Raw genomic sequence first — 19,642 nt, forward strand, 5'->3', positions numbered from 1 at the left:
CACGCTGGAAAGATGTGATCATCAGGCCAGACTCGCCCGAGGAAAAAGCTCCGTGGCGGCCAATGGTCTTGCGTAGTAGCCCGCGTGGTGCCTCCGCAAAAGCAGCAGATCGGGTGCTCGGCGAAAAAGCGTTCTTTGCGCTGGCGTGCCTGTCCCATACGTTCCTCTCGGTCCCTTTACCAAGGCAATTATGCAGCGGCGCTGCCTGAAACTGTTCCTGGGATCGGTTCTGCCCCCGACGCGCTATGAGACCGGTCTAACGATAAAGCGCGCTGCAGTGAAATTGCAGTTCGGGCAGGCTGGGGCAGCCTTGACTGGCCTTGGGCAGCCTTGCTTTTGCAGCATGCAAGTTGTACAAGGCATTGATTTTTAAAGAGTTATGTTCGCCCGGCAATCATTCATACAAATCCGACCAATCCGAAGGGGTATTTAAGAATCGTATTGAGAATGATTTGCGTTTACGTTAAATTTTGCTATCTCGAAATTCGACGGAGCGAATCGATGGCAATGGCGGAAGTGCTCGAACGACCGGTCACGGCAGCGGCGAACCCGTTCCGCGGCAATCCATCCGATCGGCCGTCCCGGCCCGCGCCGCGGGCGCGCCGCGCGGCCCGGCCGGACGCGCAGGGCGCATTGCTCGACGTGCTGATCGCCCACCGCGCGATGCTCGTCAACGTCGCGCGCAGCTTCGTCGGCTGCGCGAGCCGGGCCGAGGACGTCGTGCACGACGTGTTCGTGAAGCTCGTCGATTTCCCGAACCAGGATGCGGTGCGCCAGCCGGTCGCGTACGTGACGCGGATGGTGCGCAACGCGTCGATCGACGCGTGCCGCCGGCAGAACCTCGAGAGCCTCTACCACGCGGACGAGGACGATGGCTTCGACGTGCCGTCGTCGGAGCCGACGCCCGAAGCGGCGCTGATGACGCGCGACACGCTGCGGCGCGTGTCGGCCGCGCTCGACGACCTGCCGGCGCGCAGCCGCGCGGCGTTCGAGCTGGTGCGGCTGCGCGAGGAGACGCTGCAGAGCGCGGCGCGCGCGCTGAACGTGTCGCAGACGCTCGTGCATTTCATGGTCCGCGACGCCGAGCGCCACTGCGCCGAATGCCTCGACGCATGCCATCGCGGCGTCGCGTGCCCCGAGTTCTGCGGCGGCCGCGCTCGGCGCCGGTAAAAAAGCGCGCGGGCCAATCGTCTATTCGACAGGGGCGGCCGAGCCGCTCCGCTTCCTTCAACCGCCTCCAGCGATTTCCGACCATGACGCAAGCCACGACGCCTTCCGCCGACACCGACGACCTCGTCTACACGGTCGTCATCAACGACGAAGAACAGTATTCGATCTGGCCGACGTTCCGAGCCGTGCCGGCCGGCTGGCGCGAAGTAGGCGTGCACGGCCCGAAGGCCGACTGTCTCGCGCACATCGAGACCGTCTGGACCGACATGCGGCCCGCGAGCCTGCGCCGCGCGATGGACGGCGAAACCGCGCGGCGCGCGTCGTGAGCGGCGCCGAGGGCCCATCTGAAGAGGACGTTGCATGACCCTGCTTTCGTTGCCGACGCTCGATGACCTGCGGATCGAGCCGGGGCTGCCCACCGTCGTGTCGCCGAAGGGCCGCGACGGGATGTCGCTCGACGAGGTCGCGCCGCTCGCGCGCGCGATCGCGGCCGACACGCTGGAGCGCGCCGGCGGCGTGCTGTTCACCGGTTTCCATGTGCTGTCGATCGACGCGTTCCAGCAGTTCGCGGCCGCGTTCGGCGATCCGCTGATCGGCTATGAATACGCGTCGACGCCGCGCAGCCAGGTCGAAGGCGCGGTGTATACGTCGACCGAATACCCGCCGCACCGCGCGATCCCGCTGCACAACGAGCAGTCGTACACGCGCGAATGGCCGATGCGGATCTGGTTCCACTGCGCGCTCGCGGCGACGAAGGGCGGCGCGACGCCGATCGCCGACAGCCGCGCGGTGTATCGCGCGCTCGACCCGGCGCTCGTCGCGCGCTTCGAGCAGCGCGAGCTGCTGTATGTGCGCAATTTCGGGCAAGGGCTCGACCTGCCGTGGCAGCAGGCGTTCGGCACCGACGATCCGCGTGAGGTCGAGCGGATGTGCGCGGCGCGCGGCATCGACTGCGCGTGGCGCACCGACGACGACGGCGAGCCGCTCTTGCGCACCCGCGAGCGCTGCCAGGCGGTCGCGCGGCATCCGCGCACGGGCGACCGGGTCTGGTTCAACCAGGCGAACCTGTTCCATCTGTCCGCGCTCGACGAGGACATGCAGGAAGCGCTTATCGACGCGGTCGGGCTCGACAACGTGCCGCGCAACGTCTACTACGGCGACGGCGCGCCGCTCGAAGCCGACGCGCTCGCCGAGATTCGCGCGGTGCTCGACCGGCAGCGCATCGTGTTCCCGTGGCAGACCGGCGACGTGCTGATGCTCGACAACATGCTGACCGCGCACGCGCGCGACCCGTTCGAAGGGCCGCGCAAGGTCGTCGTCGCGATGGCGCAGAGCTATACGGTCCCGCGCGACCGAACGGAGGACTGATGACGCGTAGTACCGCCGCGCTTGCCGCGCGGGGGCTGACGGTGGGTTATCGCGACCATGTCGTGATCGACGGCTTGGACCTGTCGATCGCGGCCGGTCGCGTGACCGCGCTGTGCGGTCCGAACGGCTGCGGAAAAAGCACGCTGCTGCGCACGCTCGCGGGCCTGCAGCCTGCGCTGGCCGGCCACGTCGAAGTCAACGGCAAGCCGCTCGCATCGTTCAAGCGCCGCGCGCTCGCGCGCGAGCTGACGATGCTCGCGCAGTTCAACCAGATTCCGTCCGGCCTGACAGTGCGCGAGCTCGTCGCGTACGGGCGCTATGCGTATGGCGGCTTCCTGCGCGGCTTGTCGCGCGCGGATCACGCTGCGATCGACGAGGCGCTCGCGACGAGCGGGCTCGCCTGCGACGCGGGCCGCGACGTCGGCGCGCTGTCCGGCGGCGAGCGGCAGCGCGCGTGGATCGCGATGGCGCTCGCGCAGCAGGCGCCGATCGTGCTGCTCGACGAGCCGACCACCTATCTCGACATCCATCACCAGCTCGACATCCTCGACGCGCTGCGCGAACTGAACCGCGCGCGCGGGCTGACGATCGTGTGGGTGCTGCACGACCTGAACCAGGCCGCCGCGTACAGCGACGAGATCGTGCTGATGCGCGCGGGCCGCGTCGTCGCGCAGGGCAACCCCGACGCGATGCTCGACCCGGCGCGCCTGCGCGCGGCGTTCGGCGTCGAGATGCTGAAGCTCGCGCATCCGCAGACGGGCGCGCCGATGTGCGTGCCGGCGTACGGGCCGTCCGTCGCCGCCGCGGCGCAGTCGGCCGAAACCTGCGACCGGAAGCTCGCCGTATGACGACGTTCGCGATGCGCAAGCGCCGCGCGGCAACCGTCGGCGGCAACGTGGCGCAGCGCAGCCGCGCCGGCGCGCTGGCGATCGGCATGCTGCTGCTGATCGCATGCGTCGCCGCGCTGCGTGCAGCGCCCGACCTGCGCGCGTGGTGGGCCGCCGCGCCCGGCAGCGACGCCGACGCGCTCGCGCGCGTGTTCCTGTTCGACCTGAACCTGCCGCGCGTCGCGGCCGCGCTCGTCGCGGGCGGCTGCCTCGGCATCGCCGGCGCGCTGCTCCAGTCGGCGACGCGCAATCCGCTCGCGTCGCCCGACCTGCTCGGCGTGACGGGCGGCGCGCAGCTCGGCCTGCTCGCGGCGATGCTCGTGCCGGCGCTCGCGGGCGTCGCGTCGGTGCCGCTGCTGTTCGTCTGCGGGCTGGCCGCCGCCGCGTGCGCGATGCTCGCGGCGGGCGGCTGGCGCGCGACGCCGCTGCGGCTCGTGCTCGCGGGCAGCGTCTGCATGCTGCTGTTCGCCGCGCTGTCGACGCTGCTGCTCGCGTTCTTCGAGCAGAACATCGCGGGCGCCGCGCTGTGGTCGAACGGCAGCCTCTATCAACCGGGCGCAACCGGCCTGAAGCTCGCGGCAAGCTGGCTCGTGCTGCCGCTCGCCGCGCTGCCGTTCGTGATCCGGCCGCTCGATCCGCTCGCGCTCGGCGATGACGCGGCGGCCGCGGCCGGCGTGCGCGTCGACGCGGCGCGGCTCGCCGCGACGGTCGTCGCGGTCGCGTTCACGAGCGTCGCGGTCAGCATCGCGGGGCCGCTGTCGTACGTCGGCCTCGTCGCGCCGAACCTGCTGCGCCAGATCCGCGGCGCGCGCGCCGCGCGGCTCGCCGCGCTGGTGCCGCTGTCCGCGCTGGCGGGCGGCGCGCTCGTGCTCGTGACCGATAGCGCGGTGCTCGCGTCGGGCCTCGACACGACGCTGTCGACCGGCGTCGCGATCGCGCTCGTCGGCACGCCGCTGATGCTCGCGCTGATCCGTCGCGGCGCCGCGTGGTCCGGCGTGCTGCACGCGGGCCCCGAGCGCGCGGCGCTCGGCCGCGCGACACGCTTCGTCGGCTGGCTCGACGGCCTGCGCTGGCCGCGGCGCACCGCGCTGTTCGCGCTAGCGGGCGTGCTCGTGCTGCTCGCGGGCACGTCGGCCGGCCCCGAATGGCTGACGCCCGCGCGCTGGCAGGCGGCGCTGTCGGGCGCCGACCCGGTCGCGCGGATGCTGATCGACCTGCGCCTGCCGCGGCTCCTGTGCGCGCTGCTGGCCGGCGCGCTGCTCGCCGCGAGCGGCGTCGCGATGCAGAGCGTCGTGCGCAATCCGCTCGCAGGGCCGGAAGTGCTCGGCGTCACGCAGGGCGCGGCGCTCGTCACGCTGTTCGCGCTCACGCGCTGGCCGCTCGCGGGCGGCGGCGTGCTCGCCGGCGCGGCGCTGGCGGGCGGCGGGATCTCGCTTGCGATCACGCTGGCCCTCAATCACCGTCACCGCTACGCGCCGCTCGCGGTCGCGCTGACCGGGATCGTGATCGGCACGTTGTGGACGACGCTCGCGCAATGGCTGATCACGCAGGAAAGCGTGCAGCCCGCGCGCTTCGTCGTGTGGCTCGCCGGCGGCACCTACGGGCGCGGCTGGGGCGAGGTCGCGATGCTTTTGCCGTGGTGCGTGCTCGCGGTACCCGTGTTCGCGTGGCTCGCGCAGCCGCTCGACATGCTCGCGCTCGGCGACGACCAGGCGGCGGCGCTCGGCCTGCCGATCGCCGCGTTGCGGCCGCTCGCGCTCGTGATCGCGACGCTCGCCGCGTGCGCGGCGGTCGCGGCGGTCGGGCCGGTCGGCTTCATCGGGCTGATGGCGCCGCACGTCGCGACGATGCTCGGCGCGCGGCGCCATCGCACGCGCCTGTGGCTCGCGGCCGCATGCGGCGCGCTGATCCTCGGGCTCGCGGACGTTGCGGCCCGCACGGCCGTCGCGCCGCGCGAAGTGCCGGCCGGCGTGCTGACCGCGCTGATCGGCACGCCGTACCTGCTCGGCCTGCTGATCGTCGAGGCGCGCCGCGCGCGGCGCGTGGGGCGATGACGCCGCCGGCTGTCGACGCGCGCGCGACGTGCTTCGCGTCGTTCGCGCCGGCCGAGTTTGCGCGGTATCTCGACGCGGTTTGGCTCGGCATGCCCGAAGACGCGCAGGCGCCGGGCGCACGCGTCGTGCCGGTGACCGCGCTGAGCGACCATCGCGATGCGCTGCTCGATGCGATGGTCCGCCACTACGGCGGCGATCCGGCCGTGCATGCGCGCGCGCTGCTGTCGCAATGGAGCAAGTACTACTTCGGCCGCGCGGCGCCCGCGGGCGTCGTCGCCGCGCTGCTGCTCGGCCGGCCGCTCGACATGGCGCCGGCGCGCACGTTCGTCGTGCTCGACGACGGGATGCCTGCCGGGCTGGTCTTCGCGCACGACGCGCTCGGCGAACCCTGCGACGATCCGGCGCCGCGCTACGCGGGCCTCGTCGCGCATCTCGGCGCGGTGATCGACCTGCTGGCAGAGATGGGCCGCGTCACGCCGCGCGTACTGTGGAGCAACGCCGGCAATCTGCTCGACTACCTGCTCGATGTCTGTCGCGCGCAACCATGCGCGGCCGAGCCCGCGCGCGACGCCGCGTGGCTGTTCCGGTCGGCGTGCGTCGACGGCGAATCGAATCCGCTGCGCACGCCGGTGCGCGATGCCGTGCCGCGCTCGCCGCTGCTGCCGACGCCGTTCCGCGCGCGCCGCGTGTGCTGCCTGCGCTACGAAATCCCTGGAGAAACGCAACTGTGTGGAAGCTGCCCCTTGCTACTGACGATGGACGACGCGGCGCTGGCCGGGCAGGACGCGATTCGCTGACGGCGCCTGGCCGGCGGCGCGCGCTTGCGCAGCTCGCCGTGCTTGGCGCGGGCTGGCCGCTGGCCGCGCAGGCCGCCGCGACCGATGCCGCGCGCGGGCAGGGCGGCGTGCCGCTGACCGGCAATCCGGTCGTCTCGCAATCCAGCGCGACGATGCCGGCGCGGGCGCAGCGCGTCGTCGTGCTCGAATTCATGTTCGCCGAAGCCCTCGCGGCGCTCGACATCACGCCGGTCGGGATGGTCGACACCGCGTTCTATCCGGGCTGGCTCGGCTACGACAACGCGCGCTTCGCGCACGTGACGGACGTCGGTTCGCGGCAGGAGCCGGGGCTCGAGGCGATCGCGGCGGTCAAGCCCGACCTGATCATCGGCGTCGGCTTCCGGCATGCGCCGATTTTCGCGGCGCTCGACCGGATCGCGCCGACGATCCTCTTTCAGTTCAGCCCGAACGTGAACGAAGGCGGCGTGCCCGTGACCCAGCTCGACTGGACCCGGCAGATCTTCCGCACGATCGGCGCGGTCACGGGGCGCGGCGCGCGTGCGCAGGCGGTCGAAGCGCAGCTCGACGCCGGCCTCGCGCGCAACGCGAAACGGCTCGCGGCGGCCGGCAGGCAGCACGAGCGCGTCGCGCTGCTGCAGGATCTCGGGCTGCCCGACCGCTACTGGGCGTATACGGGCAACAGCACGGCGGCCGGGCTCGCGCGCGCGCTCGGCCTCGACCTGTGGCCGAAGAAGCCGACCCGCGAGGGCACGCTCTATGTGACGTCGGCGGACCTGCTCACGCAGCGCGACCTGGCGGTGCTGTTCGTGACCGCGACCGGCATGGACGTGCCGCTCGACGCGAAACTCGATTCGCCGGTCTGGCAATACGTGCCCGCGCGCAAGGCCAGCCGGATCGCGCTGATCGAGCGCAACATCTGGGGCTTCGGCGGCCCGATGTCGGCGCTGAAGCTGGCCGACGTGATGACCGATACGCTGCTGGCGTTGCCGCGGGTGCGGTGACGTGAGGCCGCGCGTCAAGGCGACGCATTCGCACCTCGCGCGGTCGTCACGCGTGCGGAAGCTCGGGAGACGGGCCGCCGGTTACGCCCGATACGGCCGCTCGTCCAGGATTTCCACCAGACGCAGAAGATAACCGTCGGGGTCCTGCACCAGCATCTCGATTTGACCGTGCTCCAGATCGTCCTGGCGATACCAGGATGTCCGCGGCTCGGCGAACAGCGCGATGCCTGCGTCGCGCAAGCGGTGGTGAATGGGTTCGATCGAGTCGACCTCGATCTGCAGATTGATGCCTTGCCCACGCGGAAATTGCATCGGGCCGGTCAGCCAGCTCTCCGGATTCTGCTGCTCGAGCATCAGCTGGGCGTGCCCGAGGTCGAGATAGGCAAAGCGATCCTCGGGGCGCTCGAAGCGAACCCGGAAGCCAAGCAGGTCACGATAGAACGTCATGCTGCGGACGAGGTCCGTGCAGATCAGTTCCGGAACGAGAGCGGCCCATTCCATTGCGGGTCTCCTTGATTGATGCAGTGAGTCGCGTCGTGCGCAGTGGAAGCGGAAGATTCAGCGCAGGCCGTCGCGGCCTCGACGAAGGGTCGCCAATCATACCCGGCTATGTCCTGGCCGTCGCATGCATCCTGCGCGTCACGTTGGCCCATGTGCCCGGTCACGTCGAGCCGGGCTCACCGGCGCAGCCGCAAGCCGCCGCGCCGGCGCCCGCCCGTCACGCATTCACCGCATCGACCCGCTGCCGCGCCGGCGCCGTATCGCTGACGACCCGCCCGTTGTCGAGCTTCAGCACGCGGTCGGCCAGATCGAAGTAGCGATCGTCGTGCGTGATCACGACCACCGCCTTGCCGCGCGCGCGCAGCTCGGGCAGCAGCTGTTCGTAGAACACCGCCTTGAACGTCGGGTCCTGGTCGGCGGCCCATTCGTCGAACAGGTAGAACGGCCGGTCTTCCAGATACGCGACGACGAGCGCGAGCCGCTTGCGCTGCCCGGTCGACAGCGCGCGGGTCGAGAACGCGCCGTCGACGACCTTCACCTTGTGGTCGAGCGCGAGCTTCGCGACGAGGGCGTTCGCGCGCGCGTCGGCCTGCGCGCGCGCCGGATCGTCCGGGTCGACGATGCCGAGCAGCGCGTCGAACAGGTGGAAATCGTTGAACACCGCGCTGAAGCGCTGCCGGTACGCGGCGCGCTCGCGCCAGCCGACCGGCCGGCCGTCGACCTCGATCGTGCCTTCCTCCGGTTCGTAGAGGCCGGTGAGCACCTTGGCGAGCGTGGTCTTGCCGCTGCCGTTGCCGCCGACGATGAACACCAGCTCGCCGGGCTTCAGCGTCAGGTCGATCGGCCCGATGCGGAACATCCGCTCGTCGCGCTCGTGGAAATACGAATGCGTGACGCCGCGCAGCGTGACCGCGCCGGCGGGCGCGATGGTGGACACGGCCGAGGGCACGTCGCTCGCCGGCGGCGCGGTGCGCAGCGCACCGAATTCGGCCATCACGTCCTCGATGCGCGCGAGCGACACGCGCGCCGCGTTGACGGTCGGCAGGTTGTTCAGCAGGCCGTCGAGCGGCACCAGCATGAACAGGAACACGACGACGTAGCCGGCCGTCGCGCCCGGGTCCGCGTGCACGCCGAGCTGCGGCCAGAACGCGGCCGCGCCGAGGAACGCATAGAACAGGAAGATGATCCAGCCGACGCCGACCGCATACGCGCTGAACGCGCGGCGGCGGTGGTCGCGCACCTCGCCGATCGCCGCGCCGAGCTGGCCGTCGACGAACTGGCGCGCGCGCGCGTCGTGCAGCTTCAGCTCCTTCGCGCCGGAGAACAGCGCGCCGAGATAGCCGAACAGCTTGTCCTGCGCGCGGCCGGCCGCTTCGAGCGACGCGATCGCGCGGCGGTCGCCGGTGTGATAGCCGAGCGAGCCCGCGACGATCGCGGTGAGCGCAAGCACGCACACGGGCCACGACAGCCACGCGAGATAGCCGAGGCAGCCGAACACGATCGAGCCGTGCATCACGAGGTTCGGCAGCGCGAAGAACAGCATCGACACGTTGGTCGCGTCGTCGGTCAGCACCGACTGCACGGGCGCCGCGCCGATGCGCTCGACGTCGCGCAGCTCGGCCGCGCCGACGCGGCGCGCGAGATGCGCGCGCAGCCGCGCCATCGTGTCCTGCGACAGCCGCGCGAACAGCACGCCCGACACGATCCGCGTGACGAGCGCGATCACCGCGCACAGCGCGAAGCGCCACGCGAGCGCGGCGTCGGCGGCGACCGGCTGCGCGAGCGCGCGGTTCAGCGTCGCGACGAGCAGCACGCTCGCGATGCCGTTCAGGACGCACGCGACGAGCGCGAGCGCGAGCGCGGCGCGGCTTTCGCGCAGCAGCGCGAGGATCAGGCGCGCCGCCGGGCGCGCGGGCGGCGCGGCGTCGGCGGCAGGGGGGCGGGCGGGCGGAGGAGAAGGCTCGTGGGCGGCAGTCATCGGCAACGTCAATTGAGTGAGAACGAACAAACGGAAAACGATCGGCGCGCGGCGCGCCTCCTGCCGAATAGACGAATGGGCTGCCGAAATATTTAGTCATGCGCGGATTGGGCGCGCAGCGGTAAAAAATCGGCCGCGCCGTTCGTCACACCAGTGAAGCCGCCCAGCGCGGCGCCGTGAGTTGGCCGTAGCGGCCGGACCTGAAGGACTTCACGCCCATGACGAGTTTCCCGACTGCGTTGCATCACCGAATCCGCGAGCTGGCGCGCCGCGCGCCCGACGCGCCCGCGCTCGCCGTCTCCTTTCCGACCGACATCCGCCTGACGCGCGGCGCGCTCGACGCGCGTGCGTCGCGGCTCGCGCGGCGGCTGCGCGCGGCGGGCGTCGGCGCCGAGGTGCGGGTCGGCGTGTGCGTCGAGCGCTCGTGCGAACTGTTCGTCGCGCTGCTGGCCGTGCTGAAGGCGGGCGGCGTGTTCGTGCCGCTCGACCCGCGCCATCCGGCCGCGCGCCTCGACTGGATCGTGCGCGACGCGAACCTGCGCCACGGCATCGTCGACGCGGCAGGGCGCGCGGCGCTCGGCGCGCCGTTCGCGCACGCATTCGACGTCGCGGACATCGATGCCGACACAGCGGACGCAGCGCACGCGTGCGCCGATGAAGACGACGCGCCGGTCCATCCGCGCGCGGCCGCCTACATGATCTATACGTCGGGCTCGACCGGCACGCCGAAGGCGGTGGTCGTCGAGCACGGGCCGCTCGCCGCGCATTGCGATGCGCTCGCGGCCGCGCTGCCGATCGAGGCCGGCGACCGGCTGCTGCATTTCGCGTCGGTCAATTTCGACGCGGCGCACGAATGCTGGCTCGCGCCGCTCGCGGTCGGCGCGAGCCTCGCGGTCGCGCCGCCGCAGCCGTTCGCGCCGGACGCAGCGTACGCGCTGATGGTGCGCGAGCAGGTCAGCGTCGCGGCGTTTCCGCCCGCCTACCTGCGCGAGTTCGCGGCGCTCGCGGCGCGCGACGGCGTGCCGCCGGCGCTGCGCGTGCTCGCGTTCGGCGGCGAGGCGCTGCCGCAGCAGGCGTTCGAATTCGTGCGCGACACCTTTCCGGCGGTGCGGCTCGTCAACGGCTACGGGCCGACCGAAGCGGTGATCTCGCCGATGCTGTGGCCGGTCGAGCCGGGTGAGACGCCAGAACTCGCCGCGGACGACGCGTTCGCGGCGCTGCCGATCGGCCGGCCGATCGGCCCGCGCGTTGCCCGCGTCGACAGTATCGAGGGCGCAGCGGCCGGCGAGCTGCTGCTCGGCGGCGTCTGTCTCGCGCGCGGCTATCACGGCCGCCCGGCGCTGACCGCCGAGCGCTTCGTGCCCGATCCGGACGGCGCGCCCGGCGCGCGCGTCTATCGCACCGGCGATCTCGCGCGCGTGCGCGACGACGGCGCGTTCGATTACCTCGGCCGCCTCGACGATCAGGTGCAGGTGCGCGGCGTGCGCGTCGAGCCGGCGGAAATCGCCGCGTGCCTGCGCGCGCATCCGGCCGTCGCCGACGCGGCGGTGGTCGCGGAAACCGACGGCGGCCCGACGCGGCTCGTCGCGTGCGTCGCGCTGTGCACGGAGGCCGACGACGCGGCGCTGAAGGCGCACGTCGCCGCGCAACTGCCGGTCGCCTGGCAGCCGCACCGGTACGTGCGCTGCGACGCGCTGCCGTACACGCTGAACGGCAAGCTCGACCGCGCGGCGCTGCGCGAGCGGATCGCCGCGGACCGGGCGGACCGCGCAGCCGGCGACGCGCCGCGCACGGACACCGAGCGGCGCACGGCCGACCTCTGGCAGGCGCTGCTCGGCCTCGACGCGCCGCCGTCGCGCGACGACCGCTTCTTCGCGCTGGGCGGCGATTCGCTCGCGGCGATGCAGCTGCAGGCGGCGATTCGCGTCGAATGGCGCGTCAACCTGCGGCTCGACACGCTGTTCGCGGACCCGGCGCTCGCCGCGCTGGCCGACGCGATCGACCGCGCGGAGTGCGAAACCGGCGCGCCGCTCGTCGCGATCGCGGCGCGTGCCGGCGCGCCGGCCGGCGCACCGTATGCCGAGCGCGCGGCGTCGCTGGCGCAGCAGCGCTTCTGGGTGCTGGCGCAGACGCGCGACGCGAGCGCGGCCTATCACATCGCCGCGCACTGGACGATCGACGGCGCGCTCGACCGCGGCGCGCTGCAGTGCGCGCTAGATCACGTGATCGGCCGGCACGACGCGTGGCGCACGACGCTCGTCGAGAACGACGACGGCGTCGTGATGCAGCGGATTCACGCGCACCTGCCGGTGGCGATCGCCGAAGTCGACCTGCGCGGCCTGCCGCCGGCCGGCCGCGACGCGCAGGCGGCAATTCTTGCCGAGCGCGACGCCGGCGCGCCGTTCGACCTGGCCGAAGGCCCGCTCGTGCGCGCGACGCTCATCGCGCTCGCCGACAACCGCCACCGGCTGCTGCTGACGGCCCATCACGCGATCACCGACGGCTGGAGCTCGCGCTGCGCGTTCGAGGAGCTGACGGCGGCCTATGGCGCGTACGCGAACGGCGTCGCGCCGGCGCTGCCCGCGCTGCCGATCCAGTACGCGGACTTTGCGGACTGGCAGCGCGACATGCTCGCGGGCGGCGAGGGCGAGCGGCAATTGAACTACTGGCGCGCCGCGCTGCAGGACGCGCCGGGTCCGCTCGCGCTGCCGGTCGACCGGCAGCCCGGCGCAACGCGCACGCTGCACGGCGCGCGCACGTCGCTGCGCTTGCCCGACGCGGTCGCGGCCGACGTGCGCCGCCTCGCGCGCGACGCGCACGCGACCGTCTTCACGGTGCTGATGGCCGCGCTCGACGCATGGCTGTCGCGCCTGACCGGCGCGACCGACGTCGTGGTCGCCGTGCCGGTCGCGCACCGGCAGCGTCCGGAAACGCGCGCGCTGCTCGGGCTGTTCCTGAACACGGTGGCGCTGCGTGTGCGGGTCGCGCCGACGCAGCCGTTCGCGACGCTGGTCGACGCGGTGCGCGCGGCGGCGCTCGATGCGTATGCGCATCAGGACGTGCCGTTCGAGCGTGTCGTCGACGCGGTGAAGCCGCCGGTGCGGCGCGGCGACGAATGGTTGCGCGTCAAGTTCGCGCAGCAGTTCGACGCGCGGCTCGACAGCGCGCTGCCGGGCGCGACCGCGGTCGCGACGCCGGGGCCGGATCTCGCCGCGCGCTTCGATTTCGCGCTGGATTTCACCGACGAGGCGAGCGGCATCGAACTGGTCGCCGCGTATGCGACCGACTGCATCGACGCCGACACCGCGCGCGCGTGGCTCGCCAGCTACGCGGCGCTCGTCGCGGCCGCCGCGCGCGATCCGCAGTGCGCGACGACCGCGCTGCCGTGCGACGGCGCGAACGTGGCGCGGCAGCCGCGCGACGGCCGGGCGCTGACGCCCGAACACGCGGACGTCGTCGCGGCGTTCGCGCGGCAGGCCGCCGCCTATCCGCATCGCGTCGCGCTGACCGACGCGGCGGCGTCGCTGACGTTCGCGGAGCTCGACGACGCGTCGGACCGCGTCGCCCGCGCGCTGCAACTGCGCGGCACGGCGGCCGAGGAGCCGGTCGTCGTCTGCATCGAACGCTCGGCGCGCTTCGTCGTCGGCCTGCTCGGCGCGCTGAAGGCGGGCGCGCTGGCCGTGCTGCTCGATCCGGCGCAGCCGGCCGAGCGGCTCGCGGCGGCCGCCGCCGATTGCCGCGCGCGCTCGGCGCTCGTGGCCGGTGACGCCGCATGGCCGGCCGGCACGCTCGCACAGGCGCTCGACGTCGACACGCTCGCGGCCGACGCGACGCTCGCGCAGGCGGCCGCCGCGCGCATCGCGCGGCACCCGGACCAGGGCGCGTACCTGATCTACACGTCCGGCTCGACCGGCACGCCGAAGGGCGTCGTCGTGTCGCATCGCGCGCTCGCCGACTACGTGCAGGGCATGCTCGACGAACTCGCGTTCGCGCCGGACGCGTCGTTCGCGATGGTGTCGACGGTTGCGGCCGACCTCGGCCATACGACGCTGTTCGGCGCGCTGTGCGCAGGCCGCACGCTGCATCTGCTGCCGGCGTCGTGCGCGTTCGATCCGGATGCGTTCGCCGACGAGATGCGCCGCCGCGACGTCGGCGTGCTGAAGATCGTGCCGAGCCACCTGCAGGCGCTGCTCGACGCGCGCGCGCCGGCCGACGTGCTGCCGAGCCACGCGCTCGTGACGGGCGGCGAAACGCTCACGTGGGCGCTGGTCGCGCGCATCGCCGCGCTCAAGCCGGCGTGCCGCGTGATCAATCACTACGGCCCGACCGAGGCGACCGTCGGTGCGCTGACGTGCGACACGGCGTCGATGGTGGCCGACGCAGGCAATGCGCACGACGCGCCGAGCGGCGTGCCGCTCGGCGGGCCGCTGCCGAACGCGCGTGCGCTCGTGCTCGATGCGTTCGGCGCGTGCGTGCCGGCGGGCGCGACCGGCGAGCTGTATCTCGGCGGGCCGGGCGTCGCGCGCGGCTACTGGGGCCGGCCGGCGGCGACCGCCGAGCGCTTCCTGCCCGATCCGTTCACGCCGGGCGCGCGCGTGTACCGCACCGGCGACCGCGTGCGGCTGCGCACGGACGGCCGCATCGAATTCCTCGGGCGGATCGACGACCAGGTCAAGATTCGCGGCTATCGCGTCGAGCCGGGCGAGGTGAGCGCGGCCGTGCGCGCGGCCGACGGCATCGCGCAGGCGGAAACGCTGGCGGTCGAGCACGACGGCCGCCTGCGGCTCGTCGCGTTCGTCGTCGCGCGCGACGGCGCGGCATTTGACGAGGCCGCGCTGCGCGCGCGGCTCGCGGCGACGCTGCCGGACTACATGGTGCCGGCGCAGATCATTGCGCTGCCGCGCCTGCCGGTGACCGCGAACGGCAAGATCGATCGCGCGGCGCTGCGCACGCTGGCCGCCGCGCCGGTCGCGGCCGCCGACGGCGACGCGCCGCAAGGCGCGGTCGAGACGACGCTCGCGGAAATCTGGCAGGCGGTGCTGAAAGCGCCGCGCGTCGGCCGCGACGACAACTTCTTCGAGCTCGGCGGCGACTCGATCCTCGTGCTGCAGGTGATCGCCCGCGCGCGCAAGCGCGGCGTGCGCTTCACGCCGAAGCAGCTGTTCGACGGCCCGACGCTCGCCGAGCTGGCGCGCGTCGCGAAGACGGAAGACGTGGCGCCGCCCGCGCCGGTCGCGCAGGCCGCGACGACAGCGACCGCCCCGTGCGTGCTGACGCCCGCGCAGCAGCGCTTCTTCGCGCTCGACGTGCCGCATCCGGGCCACTGGAACCAGGCGGTCGCGTTCGACGTGCGCGGGTCGTTCGATCCCGCCGCGTTTGCACGGGCATTCGATGCGCTGCTCACGCATCACGAAGCGTTCCGCCGGCGCTTCACGCGCGGCGCGAACGGCGCGTGGCAGGCCGACGACGCACAGCGCCCGTACGATGCGCTGCCGTTCGTCGAAGTCGCCGCGCGCGACGACGCCGACGCGCTCGCGCGCTTCGATGCGCTGCAGCGCCGGCTCGATCTCGGCCGCGGGCCGCTCGCGTGCGCGTGCGCGGCGCGGCTGCCGGACGGCGCGACGCGGCTGTTCGTCGCGATCCACCACGCGATCGTCGACGGCGTGTCGTGGCGGATCCTGCTCGACGATCTCGACACCGCATACCGCGCGGCCTGCGAGCAACGGCCGATCCGGCTCGCGCTGCAGGGCCTGTGCGCCGACGCGTGGGCCGCGCGGCTCGCGCGCGCGGCGACCGATCCGGGCTCGCCGTTCGCGAACGAAACCGCGTACTGGACCGGGATGGCGCACGGCGACGACGTCGCACCCGACCATCCGGAGTCGCCGGCGACCAACGCGGACGCGGCCGTCGTCGTGCAGACGATCGACGCCGCGCTGACCCGTGCGGTGCTTACCGACGCGCACGCCGCCTACCGCACGCAGACGATCGAGCTGCTCGCCGCCGCGCTGGCCATCGCGCTGACCGACGGGCGCGACGCCGCGTCGTGCCGCGTCGAACTGGAAGGGCATGGCCGCGAGGCGCTGTTCGACGATGCGGATGCGAGCCGCACGATTGGCTGGCTGACGAGCCATTACCCGGTTTCGCTGCCGGTCGGGGCGACGCCGCGCGACACGCTTTGCGCGGTCAAGGACGCGCTGCGCGCAGTGCCGCACAAGGGGCTCGGCTTCGGCGTGCTCGCGCACTACGGCGATGCGGCGACGCGCGCGGCGCTGGCCGCGGTGCCGCGCCCGCGCGTGACCTTCAACTATCTCGGCCAGTTCGACGCGCCGCGCGACGCGACGCTCGTGCCTCACTTCGGCGGCGCCGGCGTCGAGCGCGATCCGCAGGGGCCGCTCGGCAACGCGCTCGCGATCCATGCATATCTCGACGAGGACCGCGACGAGGGCCGTAACGGCGGGCGCACGCTGAAGCTGCACTGGGTATACGGCGCGCCGCAGTTCGAGCGCGCGACGATCGATGCGTTCGCCGCGCGGTTCGCGGCGGCGCTCGCCGCGCTCGTCGACGCGTGCACGGCGCGCATTGCCCATCGCGGCGGCGGCGCGACGCCGGGCGACTTCCCGCTCGCGCATGCAGCCGGCCTCACGCAGGCGGCGATCGAGCGTGCGCCGCTCGACTGGCGCACGATCGACGACGTGTATCCGCTGTCGCCGATGCAGCAGGGCATCCTGTTTCACGCGCTGTTCGCGCCGGGCCATGCGAGCTACGTGAACCAACTGGTCGCGACCGCGACGGCGCTCGACGCCGGCCGGCTCGCGGCCGCGTTCGACGCGTCGATCGCGCGGCACGACATCCTGCGCACCAGCATCATGCCGGACGAAGCCGCGCCGCTGCAGCGCGTGCACCGGCAGGCGGCGCTGCCGGTCGAGCAGCTCGACTGGCGAGCGCGCGCCGCGACGCTGGACGCGGACTTCGACGCGTGGCTGGCGGCCGACCGCGCGCGTGGCTTCGACTGGAACCAGCCGCCGCTGATGCGCCTCACGCTGATCCGCGTGACGGACGACGCATGGCGCGTCGTGTGGACCCGCCATCACGTGCTGCTCGACGGCTGGAGCACCGCGCGGCTGCTCGCCGACGTACTGCGCGACTACCGCGACCCGGACGCCGTGTCGCCGTTCGCGAGCCGCCCGGCGCTGCGCTACCGCGACTTCATCGCCTGGCTCGGCGCGCGCGAGCGCGACGCGGACGAGCGCTTCTGGACCGGACGCCTCGCGCGGCTCGACGCGCCGACGCTGATCGCCGAACGCACGGCCGACCGCGCGGACGCGGCGATGCTCACGTGGCGCGTCCGCATCGATGCGGACGCGTTCGCACGCGTCACGCAGACGGCGCGCGCGCTGAAGCTGACCGTCAACACGCTGGTGCAGGGCGCGTGGGCGCTCGCGCTGCAGCGGATGACCCACCAGCCGGCGGTCGCGTTCGGCGCGACCGTCGCGGGCCGGCCGGACGCGCTGCCGGACGTCGATGCGGTGCTCGGCCTGTTCATCAACACGGTGCCGGTGATCACCGCGCCCGCGCCGCAGCAACGCGCGGCCGACTGGCTGCAGGCGCTGCAGCGCGACAACGCGGCGGCGGCCGAGCACGCGCATGCGCCGCTCGCCGACATCCAGCGCTGGGCGCGCGGTGCGGGCGGCGCGCTGTTCGACACGCTGGTCGTGTTCGAGAACTACCCGGTCGACGACACGGCGCACGACGCGGACCCGCGCGCGCTCGCGTTGCGCGACGTGCGCAGCATCGAGGCGACCGATTTCGCGCTGACGCTCGTGATCGAAAGCGGCGCGGACCTGACGATCGACTACGGCTACGACACCGCGCGCATCGACGCGCGGCAGGTCGAGACCTGGCATCGCGCGTTCGCCTGCGCGCTCGACGCATTGGCCCGCACGCCCGATGCGCTGCTCGGCGCGCTGTCGATCGGTGACGACGCGGCGCGCGACTCGCTCGCGCAGCGCGACGCGACTGCCCGCGCGTGGTCGGCGCATCGACAATTGCCGCTGCACGCGCAATTCGAAGCGGCGGCCCGCGCGACGCCAGGCGCCGTCGCGCTCGAATACGCGGACGCGCACGGCGGCCTGCAGCGGATGACCTATGCCGAGCTCGACGCGTGCACGTCGCGGATCGCCGCCGCGCTGCGGCGGCAGGGCGTGCAGCCCGACACGCCGGTTGCGCTGTGCGTCGAGCGCTCGTTCGACATGGTGAGCGCGCTCGTCGGCGTGCTGAAGGCCGGCGCCGCGTACCTGCCGGTCGATCCCGACTATCCGGCCGAGCGCATCGCGTACCTGCTGCGCGACGCGCGGCCCGCGGTCGTGCTGACGCAGGCGCACCTGCGCGCGCAGGTCGAAGCCGCGCTCGGCGACGCCGCCGGCACGCAGCTGCTGACGGTGACGGACCTGCTCGCGCAGGACATTGCACCGGACACGACCGAGCCGGTCGCGGTCGCCGACGCGCAGCTCGCGTACCTGATCTACACGTCCGGCTCGACCGGCAAGCCGAAGGGCGCGGGCAACACGCACGGCGCGCTCGCGAACCGGATCGCGTGGATGCAGCACGCGTACCGGCTCACGCGCGACGACGTCGTGCTGCACAAGACGCCGTTCGGCTTCGACGTGTCGGTGTGGGAATTCGTGTGGCCGCTGGCGCAGGGCGCGAAGCTCGCGATCGCCGCGCCGGGCGACCATCGCGACCCGGCGCGCCTCGCCGCCGCGATCCACGCGCACCGCGTGACGGTGCTGCATTTCGTGCCGTCGATGCTGGCCGCGTTCGCCGCGCATCTCGACGATTTCGGCGCGACCGCGCAATGCGACAGCGTGCGGCTGATCGTTGCGAGCGGCGAGGCGCTCGCGCCCGAACTGGTCGCGAAGGTCGCGCGGCTGTTGCCGCGCGCGACGCTCGTCAACCTGTACGGGCCGACCGAGGCGGCGATCGACGTGTCGCACTGGACCTGCGGCCCGGCCGACGCGCACGCGCACGCGGTGCCGATCGGCCATCCGATCGCGAACCTGCGGCTGCATGTGCTCGACGCCGCGTGGCAGCCGGTGCCGGCGGGCGCGACCGGCGAGCTGTACCTGGCCGGCGCGGGCCTCGCGCGCGGCTACCTCGGCCGGCCGGGGCTGACGGCCGAGCGCTTCGTGCCCGATCCGTTCGTGCCGGGCGCGCGCATGTACCGCACCGGCGATCTCGCGCGACGCCGCGCGGACGGCGCGCTCGACTACCTCGGCCGCGTCGACACTCAGGTGAAGCTGCGCGGCCAGCGGATCGAGCCGGGCGAGATCGAGGCGCTGCTGCGCGCGGCGCCGGGCGTGCACGACGCGGTCGTCGTGGTGCGCGACGCGCAGCTGATCGGCTACGTCGCGCGCGGCGATGCGGCCGCGCTCGACCCGGCCGCGTTGCTCGACGCGCTGCGCGCGCAGTTGCCGGCCTACATGGTGCCGTCGCAGCTGATCGCGCTCGACGCGCTGCCCGTCACGCCGAACGGCAAGTGCGACCGCCATGCGCTGCCCGCGCCGGTGCGCGAGTCGGCGGCGACGGCCGAGCTCGCGACCGACACGGAGCGCGCGCTCGCGGCGATCTGGCAGCGCGTGCTGCGCGTCGACACGATCGGCCGCGACGACGATTTCTTCCTGCTCGGCGGCCATTCGCTGCTCGCGACGCAGGCCCATGCGCAGGCGAACCTGCACTGGGGCCTCGCGCTGCCGCTGCGCACGCTGTTCGACACCCGCACGCTCGCGCGCTGCGCGCAGGCGCTCGACGCGGCCTGCGCGGCGCGCGGCGCGACCGACGCGGCGAGCGCGATCGACGCGCTGCTCGGCGAACTGGAAATTCAATAAGG

At 73.1% G+C, this 19,642-nt stretch carries 10 protein-coding genes; 8 read left to right on the top strand and 2 right to left on the bottom strand.

The window, feature by feature from the left end; all coding sequences use genetic code 11:
• Positions 1-501: 501 nt before the first annotated feature.
• The 7 genes from B7P44_RS08445 to B7P44_RS08475 all read left to right on the top strand — a co-directional run bounded on the left by B7P44_RS08445 (position 502) and on the right by B7P44_RS08475 (position 7,277).
• On the top strand, positions 502-1,170 hold the full coding sequence (locus tag B7P44_RS08445) for an RNA polymerase factor sigma-70 (protein WP_084902782.1): 669 nt from the start codon (positions 502-504) through the stop codon (positions 1,168-1,170).
• Positions 1,171-1,253: 83 nt separating this feature from the next.
• Positions 1,254-1,496, top strand: coding sequence for an MbtH family protein (locus B7P44_RS08450; RefSeq protein WP_084902784.1), 243 nt, complete (start codon positions 1,254-1,256; stop codon positions 1,494-1,496).
• 34 nt (positions 1,497-1,530) lie between these two features.
• Positions 1,531-2,538, top strand: a complete 1,008-nt coding sequence (locus B7P44_RS08455) for a TauD/TfdA family dioxygenase (protein ID WP_084902787.1) — start codon at positions 1,531-1,533, stop codon at positions 2,536-2,538.
• Positions 2,538-3,386 (top strand): ABC transporter ATP-binding protein, encoded by an 849-nt coding sequence (locus B7P44_RS08460; protein WP_084902790.1) that lies wholly within the window; start codon positions 2,538-2,540, stop codon positions 3,384-3,386. The genes B7P44_RS08455 and B7P44_RS08460 overlap by 1 nt, the downstream gene beginning before the upstream one ends.
• Entirely contained in the window at positions 3,383-5,479 is a 2,097-nt protein-coding gene (fhuB, locus tag B7P44_RS08465) for a Fe(3+)-hydroxamate ABC transporter permease FhuB (RefSeq protein WP_084902792.1), read from the top strand. The genes B7P44_RS08460 and fhuB overlap by 4 nt, the downstream gene beginning before the upstream one ends.
• Positions 5,476-6,276 (top strand): siderophore-iron reductase FhuF, encoded by an 801-nt coding sequence (gene fhuF / locus B7P44_RS08470; protein WP_084902794.1) that lies wholly within the window; start codon positions 5,476-5,478, stop codon positions 6,274-6,276. Before fhuB ends, fhuF begins: the two co-directional genes overlap by 4 nt.
• Positions 6,273-7,277 carry an ABC transporter substrate-binding protein gene (locus B7P44_RS08475; RefSeq protein WP_084906529.1) on the top strand — a complete coding sequence of 335 codons (1,005 nt, stop codon included), beginning with the start codon at positions 6,273-6,275 and terminating at the stop codon, positions 7,275-7,277. The genes fhuF and B7P44_RS08475 overlap by 4 nt, the downstream gene beginning before the upstream one ends.
• An 81-nt stretch (positions 7,278-7,358) precedes the next feature.
• On the opposite strand, the gene B7P44_RS08480 is transcribed toward B7P44_RS08475, so the two are convergent.
• Positions 7,359-7,778: a bleomycin resistance protein gene (locus B7P44_RS08480; RefSeq protein ID WP_059773436.1), complete on the bottom strand. Its 420-nt coding sequence runs from the start codon at positions 7,776-7,778 to the stop codon at positions 7,359-7,361.
• A 217-nt stretch (positions 7,779-7,995) separates the two neighbouring features.
• On the bottom strand, positions 7,996-9,756 hold the full coding sequence (locus B7P44_RS08485) for a cyclic peptide export ABC transporter (protein ID WP_084902796.1): 1,761 nt from the start codon (positions 9,754-9,756) through the stop codon (positions 7,996-7,998).
• A 218-nt stretch (positions 9,757-9,974) separates the two neighbouring features.
• Between B7P44_RS08485 and B7P44_RS08490 the strand changes: the two genes are divergently transcribed.
• On the top strand, positions 9,975-19,640 hold the full coding sequence (locus B7P44_RS08490; protein ID WP_084902799.1) for a non-ribosomal peptide synthetase: 9,666 nt from the start codon (positions 9,975-9,977) through the stop codon (positions 19,638-19,640).
• Positions 19,641-19,642: the final 2 nt, after the last annotated feature.

This window comes from Burkholderia ubonensis subsp. mesacidophila (assembly GCF_002097715.1).
Lineage (GTDB): Bacteria > Pseudomonadota > Gammaproteobacteria > Burkholderiales > Burkholderiaceae > Burkholderia > Burkholderia mesacidophila.